13 protein-coding genes and 1 pseudogene are annotated in these 17,724 nt (G+C 70.3%); 6 read left to right on the top strand and 8 right to left on the bottom strand.

The window, feature by feature from the left end:
* Positions 1–345 precede the first annotated feature (345 nt).
* The gene (locus tag ABZ919_RS13260) at positions 346–753 is read right to left on the bottom strand and encodes a DUF4304 domain-containing protein (RefSeq protein ID WP_361247127.1); all 408 of its coding nucleotides are present in this window, start codon (positions 751–753) and stop codon (positions 346–348) included.
* Positions 754–1,786: 1,033 nt separating this feature from the next.
* Between ABZ919_RS13260 and ABZ919_RS13265 the strand changes: the two genes are divergently transcribed.
* Complete coding sequence (locus ABZ919_RS13265) at positions 1,787–2,227, top strand: MscL family protein (RefSeq protein ID WP_361246568.1); 441 nt, start codon at positions 1,787–1,789, stop codon at positions 2,225–2,227.
* Positions 2,228–2,689: 462 nt separating this feature from the next.
* On the opposite strand, the gene ABZ919_RS13270 is transcribed toward ABZ919_RS13265, so the two are convergent.
* Both ABZ919_RS13270 and ABZ919_RS13275 read right to left on the bottom strand, forming a co-directional pair.
* Positions 2,690–3,364 (bottom strand): Ig-like domain-containing protein, encoded by a 675-nt coding sequence (locus tag ABZ919_RS13270; RefSeq protein ID WP_361247095.1) that lies wholly within the window; start codon positions 3,362–3,364, stop codon positions 2,690–2,692.
* Between the two features lie 219 nt (positions 3,365–3,583).
* Positions 3,584–4,669: a helix-turn-helix domain-containing protein gene (locus tag ABZ919_RS13275; RefSeq protein ID WP_361246571.1), complete on the bottom strand. Its 1,086-nt coding sequence runs from the start codon at positions 4,667–4,669 to the stop codon at positions 3,584–3,586.
* A gap of 100 nt (positions 4,670–4,769) precedes the next feature.
* On the opposite strand from ABZ919_RS13275, the gene ABZ919_RS13280 reads away from it, so the two are divergent.
* From ABZ919_RS13280 to ABZ919_RS13290, 3 genes and pseudogenes are all read left to right on the top strand, one after another.
* The gene (locus ABZ919_RS13280) at positions 4,770–5,981 is read left to right on the top strand and encodes an MFS transporter (protein ID WP_361246573.1); all 1,212 of its coding nucleotides are present in this window, start codon (positions 4,770–4,772) and stop codon (positions 5,979–5,981) included.
* A gap of 444 nt (positions 5,982–6,425) precedes the next feature.
* Entirely contained in the window at positions 6,426–7,325 is a 900-nt protein-coding gene (locus ABZ919_RS13285; protein ID WP_361246575.1) for a VCBS repeat-containing protein, read from the top strand.
* 188 nt (positions 7,326–7,513) lie between these two features.
* A pseudogene (locus ABZ919_RS13290) lies at positions 7,514–7,735 on the top strand (hypothetical protein); the annotation flags it as partial.
* 700 nt (positions 7,736–8,435) lie between these two features.
* On the opposite strand, the gene ABZ919_RS13295 reads toward ABZ919_RS13290, so the two are convergent.
* Positions 8,436–9,086, bottom strand: coding sequence for a glyoxalase (locus tag ABZ919_RS13295; protein WP_361246577.1), 651 nt, complete (start codon positions 9,084–9,086; stop codon positions 8,436–8,438).
* 418 nt (positions 9,087–9,504) lie between these two features.
* Between ABZ919_RS13295 and ABZ919_RS13300 the strand changes: the two genes are divergently transcribed.
* On the top strand, positions 9,505–9,966 hold the full coding sequence (locus tag ABZ919_RS13300) for a hypothetical protein (protein ID WP_361246580.1): 462 nt from the start codon (positions 9,505–9,507) through the stop codon (positions 9,964–9,966).
* Between the two features lie 300 nt (positions 9,967–10,266).
* Here the strand turns inward: ABZ919_RS13300 and ABZ919_RS13305 are convergent, their stop codons facing one another.
* The 4 genes from ABZ919_RS13305 to ABZ919_RS13320 form a co-directional block, all read right to left on the bottom strand.
* Positions 10,267–10,749 (bottom strand): hypothetical protein, encoded by a 483-nt coding sequence (locus tag ABZ919_RS13305; RefSeq protein WP_361246583.1) that lies wholly within the window; start codon positions 10,747–10,749, stop codon positions 10,267–10,269.
* 340 nt (positions 10,750–11,089) lie between these two features.
* Positions 11,090–11,977, bottom strand: a complete 888-nt coding sequence (locus ABZ919_RS13310; RefSeq protein WP_361246586.1) for a hypothetical protein — start codon at positions 11,975–11,977, stop codon at positions 11,090–11,092.
* Positions 11,974–12,483 carry a hypothetical protein gene (locus ABZ919_RS13315; RefSeq protein ID WP_361246588.1) on the bottom strand — a complete coding sequence of 170 codons (510 nt, stop codon included), beginning with the start codon at positions 12,481–12,483 and terminating at the stop codon, positions 11,974–11,976. The genes ABZ919_RS13310 and ABZ919_RS13315 overlap by 4 nt, the downstream gene beginning before the upstream one ends.
* Positions 12,484–12,493: 10 nt before the next feature.
* Positions 12,494–15,844, bottom strand: coding sequence for a CHAT domain-containing protein (locus ABZ919_RS13320; protein ID WP_361246591.1), 3,351 nt, complete (start codon positions 15,842–15,844; stop codon positions 12,494–12,496).
* Between the two features lie 232 nt (positions 15,845–16,076).
* On the opposite strand from ABZ919_RS13320, the gene ABZ919_RS13325 reads away from it, so the two are divergent.
* Positions 16,077–17,567, top strand: a complete 1,491-nt coding sequence (locus tag ABZ919_RS13325) for an alpha/beta hydrolase (protein WP_361246594.1) — start codon at positions 16,077–16,079, stop codon at positions 17,565–17,567.
* Positions 17,568–17,724 lie beyond the last annotated feature (157 nt).

Raw genomic sequence — 17,724 nt, forward strand, 5'->3', positions numbered from 1 at the left:
GGGCCGTATCTGCCGATCGGCAGATACGGCCCGTATCCCGCACGGCTGCGGCGGCAGTAGAAGGACGCTGGCGTCTTCAGAGCGCCCACGTTGGCGAGCCTGAAAGCCTTACGTGGCCAAGTCGCGTTTCGCCATTCTGCGACGCACCCACGCAGCGAAATCGTCCCCGGACCCGGCTGGCTGCACGTCTGCCAGCATCGCTTCGATCTCGTGACTTGGTGCGTCATCGACGCGCAGCAAGATCTCCAGCCTGGTCAGCGGCAGGAGTCGCACCACCGGCATGGCCGGCCGGCGAAACTCTTGCAGGAGATTGGTTCGATCGAGGAGATGAACCATCTGCGGGATCTATTTGGTGTGCAGCGCATCTGCCAGCGCCTCACCGCAGACCTGTCGGTTGTCCTCGCGTACAGCCCAGCGTGCACGGAGCCGCCCCTCGCCGGCGGGCAGATGTGCAGCCCGTGGTGGCGGAACAACGTCGCCGGCCACAGCTGCCAGCGCGAAGGCGGAGGGAGACCCCACCTGGCCGCTGCTCCAGTGCTGCCGGTTGATCCACTCCCAGTACGGAGCTGGCACGATGCGGTACCCCACCTCGAACACAGCGGCGCCCGGGTCGACGTATTGACGTGCGAACCCGAGAACAGCTTGGTCACCACTGTCCGCGATCAAGCGGAAGGTGCGGCCAGACCGCTTGAAGCCAGCCCCTCTCATCACCGGGGCCACATGCTCCCTGACCAGCAAGTCCAGAAGTCCCACGGGCCTCTCTTCCGCCTCTGTGCACCGGCAGCAGAGCAGCTCCCCGTTGCTGCCGCAGGGTAGCGCCACGCACCGACAGCCCCGAGGCGCGTAACTTTCCCATCTTCCTCCGCCATGCCGCTCGCGCCGCCGACCCCGCAGCGTGCGATCGCTCCCTCCCCCGCCGACCCCGCAGCGACAGCGCCCGGCCCACAGTCGACGAATGGGCCGCCGCCCGGGTGCCCGCGACCCCGGCGGAGAAAGCCACTGCCCGGCGGCTGGTCAAGGACACGGCCTCATTCTTCCCAGGACAGCGGTACATGGGCGGCAACGCACTCGTCATCCTCAGCTGATGGAGACAGTGCCCGGCCTTTGGCCTGCGACCAAGCGGAGGAATTCCTGTCGGTCCACTGCCACGACGACTTGGGCCTGGACGCCGTCCTCCCGCGCCTTGTCCGGCTGCTCCGGCTCCCCTGCCGGGAGGATGTCGATGAGGAGGGTAGCCGCACGCCGAGCGGGCGTTGCGGCACCGTCGATGATCTGGCGAGGCTACTCGGACACGACACACTCTGGTCGATTCCCCCGGGCCCCAGGTCCTCATCGACATCGAGGGCCGGATGCTTGTCCCGCCCCGGACTCCATCCCGCACGGCCCGACCTCCTTCATGCCGTGGTGAGGAACTCGGCACGGTCCACGGCGGCGAGCTTCGGCCGGTCGTACGGTCCCGGCGGAGCCAGGAACCGCCCGACGGCGGCTGACCGGGCGGGGCCCCCTGTGCAGCCGCCTGCGGTGGACGGCGGCGAAGGCTGGGCATGCCAGTGCATGCCGGGTGCACGTCCGGCAGGTGCACACCGACGACGGTGGCGGCCACCTCCTCGCCGACGCCACGCGGCCGGCGCTCAGGCAACCACGCCGAGGACCTCACGGGTCGTCTCGCCGACTGTGCGGGCTTCGATGCCGCGACTCCCGCGCGTCGCATCCTCGCCCCACTACGCCTGGTCGTTAGCGTTCTGTCGATCAATCAGTGGAGCCGGCGCCAACGCGGAGGGACAAGATGTTCAGGGGATTCAAGAACTTCCTGATGCGGGGCGACATCGTCGTCGTAGCGGTCGGGCTGATCGTCGCGCTGGCGTTCAGCACCCTCATCAAGGCGTTCACGGACAATGTGATCAACCCGATCATCGCGCGGGCGCAAGGGGGCCGGACCTACGGGCTCGGGTGGCAGCTCGGGCGGCCCGGGAACAAGGCGACCTTCCTCGACATCGGGTCGTTCATCTCGGCGGTCATCTACTTCGTCATCTTCATGGCCGTCGTCTACTTCCTGATCGTCGTGCCGTACAAGAAGTTCCAGGCCCGGCGCGGTGTGGCCGCCTTCAAGGAGGCGGGTGCCGTGAAGACGTGCCCCGCCTGCCTCTCCGAAGACATTCCCGCCGCCGCCCGCAAGTGCCGGTACTGCGGGACGGAGCAGCCTGCGGCCGGCACGGCACACCCATAGGACGCACGGCCCGGTGCGGCGCCCGTCAAGCCCTCACCCTGCGGGCATCGAAGACCGCGGTCCGCTGCCAGAAACGGCCCCCCGGCCAGCCGGCACCTGCGACGAGGCCAATACCCCCAAGCGGCCCAACCACTGGCACCACGCGGTGCCGCTGGCCCTCCTACGGGCTTGGAGCGCCGGCCCTCCCTGCGCTGCCCCCGGTGGCGCGCTGGCGGGCGCGGACGACGCTGCAGTCCCCCGACACCACCCAGGCCCGAATCGCCGTCAGCGTCGGCGTCGGCCCGGGCCAACCGGGCAGAGAACACCTCCGGCCCGGGACCGTCGATGGCCCCGTTCGGCAGCCGGGTGTGGACGCCCTTCCGTGCCCCGTACTGCTCGGTCACGTCGCTCCACGGTGAGCCGGTGCGGTACATCCACGCGATCAGCTCGATCACCTCGATCATTTTGATCACCTCGATCACCTCACTCACCCGAGGCTGATCCCGCCGCCGGCCGCCCCGCTTCGGTGTCCGATCGGGCAGCAGCAGCGGCGCAACCGTGACCCCTCGGGCATCGCACAACGACACACCAGATCGACCCACACCAGATCAACGATGTCCCGCGCGCAAGGGTGAAGTGCCGCACGCCGTGCGAGCCGAGACGGAGAGTGATCTTGGTGCCTGGCTGCCAATAGGTGGTGCTCGGGCGGAAATCGACGCGTTGCCCGTCCAGGAGGTCGCGGTCCTTCACCCAGCTCCAGGCACCGGCCGTGCCGGACGAGGTCTGTACGCGCAGCCAGCTCTCCACGGCCCTGCGCTCGGCGACGGGAACCGGCCGGGGAAAGGTCACCGATATCGGCATGCCCCCACCGACCGTCTGCCCGTCGGATATGTGCCCCGTCGCCTGGGCGAGCACGGCGGGCTCCGGCATGGACGGAGCCGGACGCGCACGGGACGCCTTACCCGCGGCGTCATCGTTGCCGCCCGTGGCCTTCCCCAGCGCCGCCGCGGAGGCCCGGGCATCCGGTGCGTCCGCGGCCGTACGAAGGCGGGTACCGCCATCGGTCGAGCAGCCGGCGGCCGAGAGCAGAGCGATACAAGCCGTGACAGCGGCGCCGAGACGGCCGGCGGTCAGACCGGCCGAACGGTCCAAATGCATGAGATTCCCCCGTGTGAGGTGCGGTGTCGCCTCGTATACGCACGGCCTCGACGCCGGGTTGCATCGGATCGAAGACTTTTCCGGGAGGAGTGGGGAAGACCGGATCACCGCAGTCTCGGGTACCCAATGGCGGGTCAGGACCTGGTGACGGTGGGTCGGTTCGGCCGGCAACAGGAGATCTGACGGCTCGCACGGGCGAAGGCGGTGGACCGTACCTGCTCAGCGCAGTACGGCCGCCAGCAGGTCGGTGCCCAGCGCTGTCATCTCCGACAGGTTGAGGGTGTGCCGGACGTAACGACCCTGCCGCCGGGCCGTGAGCAAACCCGCACGGCGCAGGACAGCGAGGTGACGGGAAACCTCCGGAGGCGAGAGTTCCCAGAAGCGGGCCAGCTCACCGGTGGTGTGGGGGCCGCGAGCCAGGGTGCGCAGCAGCCGCAGCCGTAACGGGTGCGAGAGTGCCTCCAGCCGTAGGGTGACCGTTTCGAGTGATACCGGCTCCGATGGGGTCGGTTCGGCCACGGGGTACTGCACCACCGGCTGCCAACCAAGTGTGTGCACCGCCACCAGATGGGGGCGCCCGAAGACGCTGGGGATGAAGGTGACTCCGGTGTCACGTGCCGTGGTCGCCTTGTCCTGCAGCTTGTCCACGATGATGCAGTCGCCGTCGGGTGCCAGCGTGACCGCGTCGGAGACCGAGGCGAGTGCCGACGCGATGCCCTGGCGTTTCAGCAGGTCGTTCTTCAGACGCAGGTCGGTGGCGAGTTGCACGGCGACGCCCGCCCAGGCGGCGTCGAAGAAGGCGTCGGCGCACTGTTCGAGGGTCTCGCGCACCCGCGCCCGCACAGCGGCCGGGTCCGCGAGCAGCCGTTCCGCGAAGGCCTCTTGCAGCGCGCCACGGGCCTGGGCCACGTCCAGGGCCCGCTCACGCGCGGTCGCATCGGTGAGCGGCGACCGCGCGGCGAAGTGAACCCGGTTGCTGCCGCACGTGGTGACCAGCGCGGCGGTCACATAGGTTTCGTCGTCGATCCGGTCGACGTCGTCCAACTCCTCGGCGAGGGTGGGCCGAGGCCGGGCGGGGATCAGGAAGTCGGCCTGTGAGGAACGCCAGAGGAACTCCGCCTCCCTGAGCCGCTCCGCCAGCTCCGGCCGCAGCCCGGCCCAGACGTCCCCGGCCCAGGCGGCGAGCTGCGGATGATGCCCGGGTTCGGCCAGCACGTGCAGCATCGCGGTCAGCTCGGCAAGCGGGGAGGCAGCGAACCGCACTCGCTCGGACGGCAGGCCGCTGATGTCGATTCTCAGCGTCATCCCCTCATCATCACGGCCTGGACGGCCGGCGACGACGTCGGTTGACGGAAACCGTCAACCGACGTGCCCCGCCAGCCCGTCGAACGCACCGTTTGACGCCATGACCACCACCAAGATCCAGTCCCGTGCCCTCGTCCGTGCCTCCGGAGGCCCCCGCTATGCCGTCGCCCTGGCCGTGGACGCGCTCGGCACCGGCCTGCTGCGGCCCTTTCTCCTGCTCTACGGGGTGACCGTGCTGAGGCTGTCCGCGCCGGCCACCGGCACCGCCATGACGGTCGGCGTCGTCGCGGGTCTGGTGTGCATGCCGGCGGTGGGCTGGTGGCTGGACCGGGGCGCCCGCAGCACGGTCGTGGCAGCGTCGATGCTCGTACGTGTGCTGGGCGTGGCGCTGCTGCTGGCCACCCCTGCGGGGCACGTCTGGCCGTTCGCGACGGCAGCGCTCTTCCTCGGCCTCGGCAACCAGGCCTGGCCGGCCGCCCACGCGGCTCTCGTGGCCACGGTCGCCCACGGCCGGGAACGCGACGCCGCTCTCGCGGGAGGCCGCGCCCTGCGCAATGCCGGCCTGGGCGCCGGCGCGCTCCTCGCCACCGCGTGCCTTGCGGGCGGCACCCCCGCACTGCAGGCGCTGGCAGCCGTCACGGGGCTCGCCTACCTCACTGCAGCGGCCCTGGCATGGTCGGTCCACCTCCGCGCGCGTCCGGCCACTGCACCGGCCAAGGACAAGGACAAGGAGGACGGCCCCGCACCCCGGATGCGCGCGCTGCTGGCCGCCAACGTGGTCTACGTCTTCTGCCTCAACGTTCCCGAAATCGCGCTGCCCCTGGTCCTCGTCACACAGTTGCACGCCTCACCGGTGTGGCCGGCAGCCATCTTCGTGGCCAACACAGTGCTGGTGGTCACCCTGCAGATCCCGGTCACCGTCCTGATGTCCCGCTTCTCCCGGCGGACCGCGCTGGCTCTCGCCGGCGTGGTACTCACCGCGTCCTACCTCGGCTTCCTCGCGGCCACCTCACTGGGACCCGGCCCGGGTGCCCCGGCCGTCGCCATCGTGTCCGTGGTCTGCACGATCGGCGAGATCATCTATGCCGGCAGCGCCACGGCGCTCGTCACCGTCCTCACGCCGGCCCATGCCCTGGGACGGGCCCTCGCCCGTTTCCAGCTCTCCACGGGCTTCGGCCTCGCCGTCTCCCCCGCGGCCATCACCGCTCTCGCACCCCACGGCTCGGCAGCCCTCTGGGGCAGTCTCACCGCTACGACGCTCCTCTCCGCCGGCGCCGTTGTCGCCGAGAAGGAAGACGCGGGCGACAGCTGATTCCTCGGGTACTGCGGCGTCGTAAGGGATGAGCGGCTGCGTCTGCAGGGCGTCTTGTATGTGCTCTGCAACGACATCATCCGGCCACTGCTGCCGCGTGAGCTGAGGTTCGGTGGGTTCGGTGGGGCAAGACGCCTCGACCTGCACGATGCCTCGTCGCCCTGGCCTGCGCCCTGATCTGCTGGAGACGCCTCAAGAATCCTCAAGAATATTGCACTCGCTGAAGACGGAACCACTACTGATGCCCTTTCTGTCACAGGAAAAGAGCCGCCACATAAGAGGTGACGACGGCCCTTCCGCGATGCCATCTGGGCGGAATTGCGCATTCCGCACCCCACCACAAAACCACTGGGACAGACATGCAAAGATCCGGACAATGATGCGGGCGCTCCCCCACCCATGCCGAGGGCACCGCCTCATTCCGCACATCTCATGGAGTCATACATGACGCAGTCTTCCCGGCGGGCACGCGCCTTGTCGCATCTCGTCACCCCGGCGATCGCCGTCGCCCTGGTCGGCACCACCACCGGCACCGCTCTGGCCGACGCCCCTGCGGCGACCGGTCCGGCGAAGAACGTCGCCCGGAGCGCCGCTGCCGGGCAGCACAAGCCCACCCCCGCCGCGCCCCTCTTCTTCCTCTCCGGGATCCTGCCGTCGGGCCAGATGTACGCCTACCTGCCCGATGGGAAGGGTGGCTTCGACGACCGGTCGGGCGCCTACGTCTGGCCGCACTTCAGGTACGGGGTGTCGATCGACCCCGATCTGACCGGCTACCAGGACGGTGCTTACCACGTCATGGACGACGGCACGGTGAATCTCTGGCGCAACGGGCGCCTCAAGAAGGTGGCCACCGGCTGGGGTCAGTACAACGTCGCCTTGTCCCCCGGCACTCTCGGCGGCGCCAAGCACCCCGACCTGCTGGCCCGCGACAGGCAAGGCGTCCTCTGGCGTTTCCAGACCAGGGCGGACGGAACGCTGGCACCGCGCGTCGAAATCGGCCCCGGCTGGAACCGGTTCACCCAGATCACCGGCCAGGGCGACCTGACCGGCGACGGCAAGCCGGACATCCTCGCCCGCGACGAGCAGGGCATTCTCTGGCTGTACAAGGGCACGGGCGACGGGCGGAAGCCGTTCGCGTCCCGCGTGAAGGTGGCTCCTGGCTGGAACCAGTTCAGCAAGCTTGTGGCCACGGGTGACGTAGATGGCGACGGCCACAGCGACCTGCTGGCCCGCGACCGCAAGGGCAAGCTGTGGCTGTACAAGGGGACGGGCAAGGCGGCCACGCCCTTCAAGTCCCGAGTCGAGATCGGCACCGGCTTCAACCAGTACCGCGACCTCTTCTGACGCGCCCACAGGGCCCGACGCCGGCCCCCCGGGGATCCGCGAGCGTTTCTGTGGCCCCGGGGGGTGTGCCGGTCGGACGCTGGAACAAGCGTTCAGCACAGGCGAGTTGGACGCTGTCTTCCGGTACGACAACGTCCTCCGGGCGCTCGGTCTGCCACGCGGTCGTCGGGCACGATCGGACCGTGCTGGTGGCGGCGCCGAGTCATCCGCTGGCCCACAAGGAGGTCGTGACACCCGAGGAGATGCTGCGGCACGACTTCCTGGTGGCGGGAGCCCGGGTGTACCTCGGAGATGCTGGTGGACCGCTTCGGCCGGGATCTGCTGGCCGGGGCCCAACTGGCGGTGATCCAGGGCTGCTTGTCGGCGCTGCTGCGGCCGACCGGGCACGGGTACGACGTTCGCTGTTGCCGGAGCCGGCGGTGACCCGGGAGCTGCGGGAGGGGGAGCTGATCGAGTTGCGGCCGGCCGAGGGATCCGACCGGTCAGCATCGTCGCCCGGTGACGGCCGCGGTGCTGGGTCCGGCCGAGCGCACCCTGCGCGCCCTGCTCGAAGTGGCCCGCAGGGCCGACCCGCTGCCCGAGATGACTCTCGCGCTCCGCACGGCGTGACCTTCCTGACCGGGCGGCGCGGGCGGCACAGCAGCCGGCCCGGTCGGCGGGGTCGTCGTGAAACCGGCACCACCGGGCTCAGCGGCACGGCAGTTCCCGCACCCTAGGGGCATCGTTCATGCCCATGCCGGACACGGGCGCCGCAGGCTCAGCGATCAATGACGGTATCGCGCCGACCCGGGAAGGACGGCAGTCCTGACCCGCCGGTTTCCGTGCGCCCCACATGCGGCCGTCGCCTTCGCCGCGCTATCAGGCCCCGATCCGGCTTGCCCGCACCCGGCACCGCCACCACAGCCGCCCTGGACGACCGGCCACGTGGCACCCGGCCCGAACACCAGCCTCCAGAACGTGCGTCTGGCCCCGCAGCGGGCAGAGCAGCAGAACGCCGCAGCCAGTGTGCCGGCAGTGTGGGCTCCCCGACGACCACTGAGTCGTGTACCGAGTTGGGCGTCGGCGACGCTCGTCCCGGCACTGTAGCCCGGACAGGAGTGGTGGCCCCGCTCAGGCCGTACCGGTCAGCGGGGCACTGGCACTGGCACTGGCACTGGCTTCCCAGACGAACCCGTCCAGATCGCTGCACGGGCCGGCACCGCCGCAGAGCACGAGCCGGTGCGATCCGGTCCCCTCGGCCGATACGCCCACGTCCTTGGCAAGAGCGCGGCGCTTGTAAAGGGCGAGCTTGACGTGGCCCGGGTCCGTGGCGAACTCGACGTACTTGCCGCCGAAGCTCTTGCCCACGCTCAGGCCCCGATCGGCGTAGAACTGCTTGCTGGCCTTTACGTCCTCGACGCCCAGCAGGAGCACGAACTCGTCGAAGCCCCGGGTGACCGGGCCGGTGTCCTTCTTCGCCGACGTCGCGACTTTCACCATCGTGCCGTCCGGGGCCTGGACGACGCCGCCGTAGCCCCACAGCGACTTCGAGGCGGCCTTGAGGCAGGTGGCACCGGCTTCGACGGCCGCGTCGATGAGGGCATCGGCATTACCCGGCTGGGACACCACCAGCGACAGTGTGAATCCGCGGAAGCCGGTCGTAGGTTCCCCGGATGCACGCAGGCGCAGGTGCGGCGAGTCGGGCCCGAGGACGGTGGAGTAGAAGCGGGTGGCAGCCGCGAGGTCGGCCACCTCCAGGATGACGGCATCGATGGAGTTCATGCCTTCGACGGTAGGGGGGACCGGTTGGCCGGCGCTTCTCGAAAACTGACCGGTTCCGGACGATGCCGGGACGCCCCCCGGGAGCGCTTACGGCTAGGCCGGCGCAGGTGAGCCGGGACGACTGCGGCCATGCTCGGCGGCCTATCATCCCAGCGTCGCGACGAACGTGGACCAGCCGGCGTCGTGCACGGACTTGGCCGGCTTCGTGCAGGCGAGTCCCTGGACCGCCCGGTCTTCCACTCTCCGTGAGCAGGGCGGTAGCGGGCGAACACGTTCGGCATGAGGAATCTCCTTGGAACGATGACCGGAACAGCGGAATGACTCGGACGGCGTCCGCGGCCGAAGACACATGCACATGGGCCGACATCGCTCGAATGAGGGCGGTGCGAGCAGTGGCTCGCGGGACACTCATTCCTGCATGAGAGATCACCACGACGGAACCCACGACGGCCCCGATCAAGCTCACCGCCGTCCACACGGCGTGTCCGACACCACCGTCCAGGCCCTCGGCGCGCTGTCCAAAGCGCTGGAGACGACCGAGCGCGCCCGGGGACACCTGTACGCCTTTCACCAGCTGACCGGCGGTGCCGATTTCGAGCTGGACCGCGCTGTCGGACTCCTGCGCGAGGCCGGCCACCCGCAGTGGGCCGACCGAGTCCAACGCGAGATCCTGGGCCGCAACGTCATCCCCGGACACTGGACCTTCCAGCTCATCGAGTCCTACAACGAGACCTACTACGAACCGTTCAAAGCCACCGAAAAACAGGCTCGGCAGGAGCTCGCCGACGGCAAGGAACACCTGTACGAAGCAGAGCTGAAAGAAGCCCGTAGAACCAGCGGACACCCCGACCACACAGCACGCCCCGGCACCACGTCGTGAGGCGGCGGCGAGCCACGACGTCAGGCGGTGAGCGCTGCCCTCAGCTCATGGCCAAACTCTGCTGGAGGGCCAAGAGCAGCGCATCGCGGCGCCTCACATGGCCGCGCGGGCGCCCGGGTCGGCGGCGGCGGGGCGGTGCATGACCATCTCGTGGCCGTCGGCGCCGGCGCCCCCGACCGCGGCCGGAACGGTGGCGGCCGGGCAGCGCGCCCGCGCCGGCACAGCTTGCCGCGCCGACTCCCACGGACGCCGGGCCGCTGGGCCCCTCGGGGGTCCAAGGGAAGGCAGGGGCATCAGCAGTCAAAGGGCCGACAGGAGACCCCGGTCAGAACCAGATGCGCGAGGACAGCAGCTCCAGGCCTGCTCCAGCGGCCTGTCTCCAGACCCGCAGCGGGTGGTCGAGGACATCGGCGGAATCCTTGTCCCCCGGCCAGTCGACGATGCGCTCAGCACCTGCTCCCGCTCCGCGCCGGACAAGGCGAGTACGGACTCGACGGCCTCAAGGCGATCGCGCACCTCGGCCGCGGTCAGCACCGCGTCGCCCGCCCAACCCGGCAGCACACGGGCTCGCTGTGGGCCCAGGCCATGGAACAGGGCCGCCACCGGATTGTCCTTGCGTACGGCGGTGATGTACGGGTCGACGGCCTCGTCGAATCGCTCCCACACCTCCATGACGTGCAACGCGCACGCATCGTCGAAGGCGTCGAAGGGCGATGCGTTGACCATGTCGTACACATGCAATGCCTCATCGGTGTTGTAGCCGTCAGGCCGCCAGACCGGCACCGCACCGCCACCACGGGCGGCGTCCCTCTCCCAGCGCGACCAGGCGTCCCGTGCCGACGGGGCGCTCCCCCATTTCCTTGATCACAGGCAGGGCAACCGAGGCGACCTCCGCAACCTCCCCGTCGCTCAACGCTCCCACCGCCCACCAGCTGGACATTCCCATGCCGCCGACCTTTCCCCCGCATCCGACGTCCGCCGGCACCGGCCGGCCCGGCGCGCGCCGGGCCACGGTGCCGGCTGAGGCCGGGAGCGCTGCACCCATCATGGCAACCGGCACTGACAATGCCCGAGACGTCGTGCGTGCCCGCGGGACGAAGTCAGCGAGATCGTCGCGGACAGCTCATGAGGCGTCCGGTGGCGTCGTGGGATAGCCGAGGCGGTGCGCGCAGCCGGCGTCGGGGCGGCCACGCTGCCAGAGCTGGTGCAGTTGGTGCCACTGCTGAAGTTCGGCGGCGTAACTGGTGGGCCGGCGCAGGCCCATGGCGTCCAGGAGCAGCCAGCGGTGCACGTCGAAGGCCGCCCGGACCAACTCTCCGTAGGCGAACGCGGCCCGCAGGGCGGCGCGGAAGCCGAGCCAGCACGTGAGCGCCCCACCCGCGGCGCACAGCAGGGCGGCCTGCCAGGAGAGCATCGCGCCGGCCAGGACCCCGCCGCACACGGCGAACACGGCACCCAGGACGCTGATGGTGACCATCAGGTCGAGCGTGGCGCAGGCCGCGGCGAAGTGGTGGGTGAACGTCTCGGGCAGCGCAACGTAGAGGCGCGGCCACGCCGTGGGTGCGTCCATGCCGTAGCGCTGGGCCTGTTGTTCGGCGGCGCGGATGACGTTGCCGAACCGTGTGGGCATCAGCCGGTCCGGGGTGGGGAGGGACCATGGCCGTTCGGCCCGCGCCACCGGATCCTCGTGTCTGCGCCGTAGGCGGTCGGCGATGCGGTTCCCGTACGGCAGGCAGCCCCAGTAGCCCTCGTACAGGCGGATGAGTCCAGGTCTGACGGCCGCGAGGAGTTGGGCGAGCAAGGCGGTGACCGCGACGGCCGTCAGCGCCGTCAGTATCCGCAGGTCCCCGGGCAGGTCCTGCCACGCGTGCCGGCTGCGGGACCAGCCGACACCGCAGGCGGTGAGCGCGCCGGTCAACGCGCCGAAGACGACGACCGGAAGCCAAGCGGTGGTCAGCAGCCGGCGCTCGAGGAGTCCGCCCGCTGTCTGCAGCAGTCCTGTCACGCTCATTCCAGATCCGGGTCGAGGGGGTGACCGTTCACGCAGGCCTTCTGCTCGCCCGGCAGGCAGTAGTCGTACGCGTTGACGCTGCCGCAGGTCAGGCACCGGATGCGGACGGCGCCGCTGACCGCTTGGGCTATTCCGTGCAGGAGCGGATCGGGTCCCGCTTCCCCGCGCAGCGTGCTGTGATCGAGGAGGGCGTGGACCAGTGCCCTGCGCGGCACGAATCCGATCGGACGGCCCGCCCCGGCGACCACGACTCCGGGCACCGTGCGCGTCACCATGCGGACGAGTGGGCCGGTGGCGGCCAGGGCCCGCAGGCTGGTGCCGGGTGGAATCACCACGGCGGGGAAGACGCCGTCCGGCGTACTGACCCGGTACGGTTCACCCCTGGCGTCCACTTCGACGGTCGGCTCGGGCCCGGGATTCGGCCCGGACGCGGCCTCCGTCCGGCCGGCGTCGCGCCGCACCGTGCGGACGGCTCCCCGCACCAGCTCGTCGATCGTGCCTGTCATTTCCTTCCCCTCACGGTCCGATGTGTACGTACGGCGCCCACAGCGACGGCTGGTCCGGATGGCTCTCCCGGACCGCACGCACCGCATGGTGCAGTGCTACGGCGCCGTCGACCCGGCTCGTGGTTTTGTCGGCGGGCGTGAAATGGGCGTAGACGTCCGCGGCGACCTGATCCGCCATGATGTCGGGGACGGCCCAGAGGGTGCCGATGACCTGCCTGAAGCCCGCCAGCTGGAGAGCCGAGGTCAGATGGATCGACTCGTCCATGAGCTTGACACCGCCGATGGCGGTGGAGCATGCCGAGAGATACGCCAGCTCGGCCCTCCGCAGATGCAGCCGGCTCAGGTCGAGGACGGTCATGGTCTCGTCCCTCAGGCGCAGTCCCGAGGTGGAGGGGGCGAGCGGGTCGAAGACCCCGTGACAGGCGAAGTGCACGACAGCCGCCTGCGACAGCGCATCGAGGGCCGCTTGCCGTGTGGCACTGGCGCCGGTGAGGACGGTGGCTTCAGGAAAGGTCGACCTGACGGCGTCGACCTCGGAAACGGCATGGGGCAGGTTGTCCTCGGCAGGTGCCACGATCAGGGCCCGTAGCGGGGGAGGCCCGGGGGCCGCGGGTTCGCCGACGGCCTCGGTGGCGCGCGCCAACGCGCCGAGGGTCGGCGTGTAGGACGGGACCACACGATCCAGCAGGCTGCCCTCCATCGGGTCCTCGGCCGCGTGCAACGGCAGGAAGGCAAGGGATCCTGTGGGGCACCACCACAGCCTGGGCAGGGGTGTGGACGGGGGGACGAGCAGTCCCAGCTCCGCCAGGACCGGACGCGCCACGGTCTGCCACAGCCAGCGCAGCGTCTCACCGACCGGCGCATCCAGCTCTCGGGGTGTCACCAGCATTCTCCTGACCAGGTCGGTGGCGCGCTCGCCCACCTCCTGCGCGGTCAGCGCAAGCGGGACGGTCCGCACGCCTTCTTCTCGCACGATGAGGGCGTGACACCCGTGGAGACTGACGTTCACCATCACCACGGGCCCTGATGCAGCCACCGTGCGCAGCCGGTCGATGCGCCGGGGGTTGAGGAAGTCGGCAAGCCCCGGCACGGCTCTGACCTCGGCGAGTGCGGTCTCCCACTCCTGTGCGGCCTGCTCGCGGGGATGTCTGCGGCGCACCTGGCCACCGCCTTTGAGCAGTGGCTCGTCGTCGGCCGCACGGAGCGTCGCCGCCGCTGCTTCCAGCCGTGCCGCCAGATGCGGTGCCCGCCCTCGTACCGTGTCCAGCCCGGTCCGCAGCTCCATGTCTCGTCCCAGCAGGAAGCCCCGACCGGCCTCGAGAAGTTCCACGGCCTCGTCCGCGTTTCCCGTCCGCGCGGCCAGGGCTGCTGCCCCCGTGGGGATGTTCGACCACGTAATGAGGCGGCGCTCCTGCACCCGGCGGCTGAGGTGGCGTCCGACCTCGGCGGGCATCAGGGAGACGGCATCGGCGTAGTCCCGTGCGGCGCGGTCCAGCCGGCCGAGCGACAGGGCGATCCGCCCGGCGGCCAGGGCCGCGTCGACCCGCAGGGCCGGGTCGGCGGCGGGTGTCCGCGCGGCGTCGAACACCCCCATGGCTTCCTGAGCGGCCTTCGGATCGCCCTCCCCCGAGTTGTGGCGGATGGCCAGCGCACAGCCGAGCAGGAAGAGCCGTTTCGTCCGCGCGGCCGGCTCCTCGGGCGGGGTTTGCGCCACGGCCCGGCGCGCGATCCCGGTCGCCTCCTCCAAGTCGGCCGGAGCGCCGGTGGTTTCGTAGCGGTCGAGCAGGGTGTGGCCCACAAGGGTGAGGCAGGTGAGGAAGACGCGGTGGTCCGGCGGGCAGGCGCTCACGGCGGATTCGGCAAGGCCGACAGCCAGGTCGAGGTCTTCCGCGGACCCGGTCTCCTTGCCCCGCGAACTCAGGTTCAGGGCGGCCCGGAAGCACAGACCCGGCCGGTCCGAATGTTCTTCGGGCGTGCTCCGCACGGCCGCCAATGCCAGTTCCGCGGCCTCATGGAGGTCCCGGGGCTCCTTCTCGCAGTCGTACCGAGCGCCTAGGGACAGGCTCAAGCTCGTCAGATACAAGCTGCGGGAGGGGTGGGCCGCGGGCACCGACTCCACGGCGCGGCGCCCCATGAAGATCGCCTGTTCCAGGTCGGCGGGATCACCCGAGTGTTCATACTGGTTGCGCATCAGACGGCCCAGGACGTGAAGGTGCAACCCGCGCTCGGGATCGTGCGCGGACGCCGTGGCGACGGCCTCCGCGGCGATGTGGGTGGCCTCGTCCAAGTGGACGCGCTGCCCCGAAGAGTCGTACTTGTGGGCCAGGGCGAGACACAGATTGCTGCGCAGGAGAGGGCCGGAGGGGTTGTCCTCGGAGACCAGCCCTACGGCGGTACGGCCGCTTTGCAGCGCGGTGTCCAGATCAGCGGGGTCCCCGCCGTGTTCGTAGCGCACTCGGTGCAGGACCCCGAAGTTGCCCGACTGCTCCGCGAACTGCGGGCTCCCCTCGGGGAGTTCTTTGATCACCGTGGTCATGATGTCGGCGGCCTCGTCGAGGTCCGCTCGGGCGCCGGTCATGCCGAACCGGTCCCGGAGCACACCGGCGAGGTTGCCCAGCATGAGAGCGCGAAAGGCAGTGCCGTCCGGGGCGTCCCGGGCAGCCGCACGAGCGAGGATCAGGGCCTCCTCCAGGTCCTGTTCGGTCCCCGTGCGCCGGCGCCGTGCCAGCAGCAGGCGCGAGAGGAACGACTCGATCGTGGCCCGATTCCTAGCGTCCGGTCGCACGTGGTCGAGGAGGGTCCGGCCCAGTCCGACGGCCTCCGCAAGATCCTTCTCGTCGCCGGCGGCCTCGTACCGCAGCAGCAGGGCACCGCACAGGGCGGTCCCGTTGTCGACGAAACCCGCGCCTCCCTCGCGCGCGAGTCCTTCACGACTCAGCGCGATCGACCGCTCCAGGTCGTGGGGGTCGCCCTGCCTCGTGTAGCGCAGTTGCAGCTCCAACGCCAGAACCGCGGGTCTGAGCAACCGGTCGTGCATGCCCGCGGCGGTCATGGGCGCGGGCAGCGGGTGCCTCATGCCAGGATTCATGAGCCGGAGCAGTTTCTCGGCCACGGCCCTGTCGGCCTGGGCCGAGGGGTTGGACGGCACGTTGCCTCGCAGCCAGTACAGCAATGCCGCCAGATCGGCCGCCCCGGCATCCAGTACTACGGCACGCCCCCGCCGGAACCCCATGGCCGAGCGCCTGAGCACACGGGCTTCTTTGGCTGCCCGCTGCGTGAGCAGGTCATCGGGGTTCCCACCCGCCAAGAAGCGTTCGATCCGCTGTTTCACGGTTGCCTTGAGCAGGCCTGTGCTGACCACCCGCCCAGTGTGGAACGGCTCCTACCCTGAATCTGGAAAAATCATGGTTTCCCAGCGGTGGCACGACCGGTGCGGTAGGAGGCCGGACGTCCCCTCCACCCGTAGGCGGGCGAAGTCCGCGGGAGCGAGCGGGGCCACAGCGGCAGACGCTGCCGCCTCGAAGCCAACCTTCGGGCCCTTCTGCTCATCTTGCTTTCCGGCAGCACTGCAACCGACCTGAAAGCAGGAGCACTTGTCCCACGCGACCTCACCCCTCGTCCGGCGCGGTGCGGCCTTGGCCGCCGCTTGTGCTCTTGTCGCCGTCGCCGGGCCTCAGGCGGCCGACGCGGCGCCGGCCGCCGTCACGGCCACCGGGCCCGCGGCCCTCCACTGGTCCACCTGCCCGGCGCACTCCGACGCGCCTCGCGGTACCTACTGCTCCACTCTCCAGGTGCCCCTCGACTACGCAAGGGCGAACGGACGGAAGATCAAGCTCACCCTGTCGATGGCCGGCGACCTGAACGCCCCCCGCACCCTCGTGGTCAATCCGGGCGGTCCGGGTGAACCGGGCATCGGCACGGCCAAGTTGGTGTGGAGCTCGCTGCCCCAGGATGTCGCCGCACAGTACAACGTCGTCAGCTTCGACCCGCGCGGCGTCGGCGCCAGCACCCCGGTCTCCTGCGGGGACACCACCAAGCTGCTCAAGCATCCGGCCGTGCCGTACACACCGGCGACGGCTGCACAGGAGCGGGCGCGGCTGACCGTGGCCGGCAAGGTAGCCGATCAGTGCAGCGCGCACTCCAAGGACCTGCTGCCTTACATCACCACCGAGAACGCGGCCCGCGACATGGACCGGATCCGCACCGCTTTCCGCCGCGACAAGCTGGACTACCTCGGCTATTCGTACGGCACGAGACTCGGCGCCACCTACGCGACACTGTTCCCTTCGCACACCGGCCGCATGATCCTCGACAGCGTCGTCGATCCGAACGTGACCAGCTACGCCGCGCAGTACGAGCAGGATCCGGCGCTCCAGCACCGGGCCGGCCAGTTCTTCGCCTGGGCAGCCAAGAAGAACGGGACCTACCACCTGGGCACCAGTGCGGCCAAGGTGTCGGCCGCGTGGAACGCCGTCCGTGCGAAGCTGGAGGTCCACCCCGCCGGGGGCAAGGCGGGCAGCGCCGAGATCGACGATCTGCTCGCCTCCGCCCTGTACACCGACCTGGACTGGGGCAACCTGGCCCGGGCCGTCTCCGACTACCGGCGCGGGGACGCGAGCACACTGCTCGGCGCGACCGACCAGCTCGCCCTCGGCGGCGTCGAACCGGCCCAGCTCGCCTACAACTGCGTGGACGACGCCTGGCCCCGCACCTGGACGACGTGGCACCGGGACACCGCCGCGGCAGCCCCCGAAGCCCCGCTGTTCGCCTGGCTGAACACCTGGTACAGCGCGCCCTGCGCGTTCTGGAAAGCGCCGACCGCTCGGCCCGTGAAGATCGGCTCGGCGAAGGTCCCGCCGATCCTGCTGCTCCAGGCCAAGGACGACCCGGCGACCCCGGTCGAGGGCGCACGGCGCATGCGCCAGGTACTCGCCGGTTCCCGCCTCGTCGTCGCGGGCGGCGGCAACCACGGCCAGTACCTGTTCGACGGCAACACCTGCATGGACCAGCACGGCAGCCACTACCTGCTCACCGGACGACTCCCCGCCGACGACGCCACCTGCCCCGCGACACCGGCACCGTGACACCGGCACCGTGAGCGGCGCCACCACGACTGCTCCGCGGCGCCGGGCTGTTCACTCGGCCCGGCGCGCGGCCCCAGCGTCGCGCGCAGGTCTGGGCGACGGGCTTCTGATCCCCTCGCTGTACGCCCTCGGCCATCCGTCACCGTCTCTGCGATGA

This window comes from Streptomyces sp. NPDC046759 (assembly GCF_040645475.1).
GTDB lineage: Bacteria > Actinomycetota > Actinomycetes > Streptomycetales > Streptomycetaceae > Streptomyces.

What these genes read in the sequence shown, in the direction of transcription:
- ABZ919_RS13285 (WP_361246575.1), top strand. Translation starts at nt 6,426, where the DNA reads ATGACGCAGTCTTCCCGGCGGGCACGCGCCTTGTCGCATCTCGTCACC.
- ABZ919_RS13295 (WP_361246577.1), bottom strand. Translation starts at nt 9,086, where the DNA reads ATGAACTCCATCGATGCCGTCATCCTGGAGGTGGCCGACCTCGCGGCT.
- ABZ919_RS13265 (WP_361246568.1), top strand. Translation starts at nt 1,787, where the DNA reads ATGTTCAGGGGATTCAAGAACTTCCTGATGCGGGGCGACATCGTCGTC.
- ABZ919_RS13310 (WP_361246586.1), bottom strand. Translation starts at nt 11,977, where the DNA reads ATGAGCGTGACAGGACTGCTGCAGACAGCGGGCGGACTCCTCGAGCGC.
- ABZ919_RS13300 (WP_361246580.1), top strand. Translation starts at nt 9,505, where the DNA reads ATGAGAGATCACCACGACGGAACCCACGACGGCCCCGATCAAGCTCAC.
- ABZ919_RS13315 (WP_361246588.1), bottom strand. Translation starts at nt 12,483, where the DNA reads ATGACAGGCACGATCGACGAGCTGGTGCGGGGAGCCGTCCGCACGGTG.
- ABZ919_RS13275 (WP_361246571.1), bottom strand. Translation starts at nt 4,669, where the DNA reads ATGACGCTGAGAATCGACATCAGCGGCCTGCCGTCCGAGCGAGTGCGG.
- ABZ919_RS13280 (WP_361246573.1), top strand. Translation starts at nt 4,770, where the DNA reads ATGACCACCACCAAGATCCAGTCCCGTGCCCTCGTCCGTGCCTCCGGA.
- ABZ919_RS13270 (WP_361247095.1), bottom strand. Translation starts at nt 3,364, where the DNA reads ATGCATTTGGACCGTTCGGCCGGTCTGACCGCCGGCCGTCTCGGCGCC.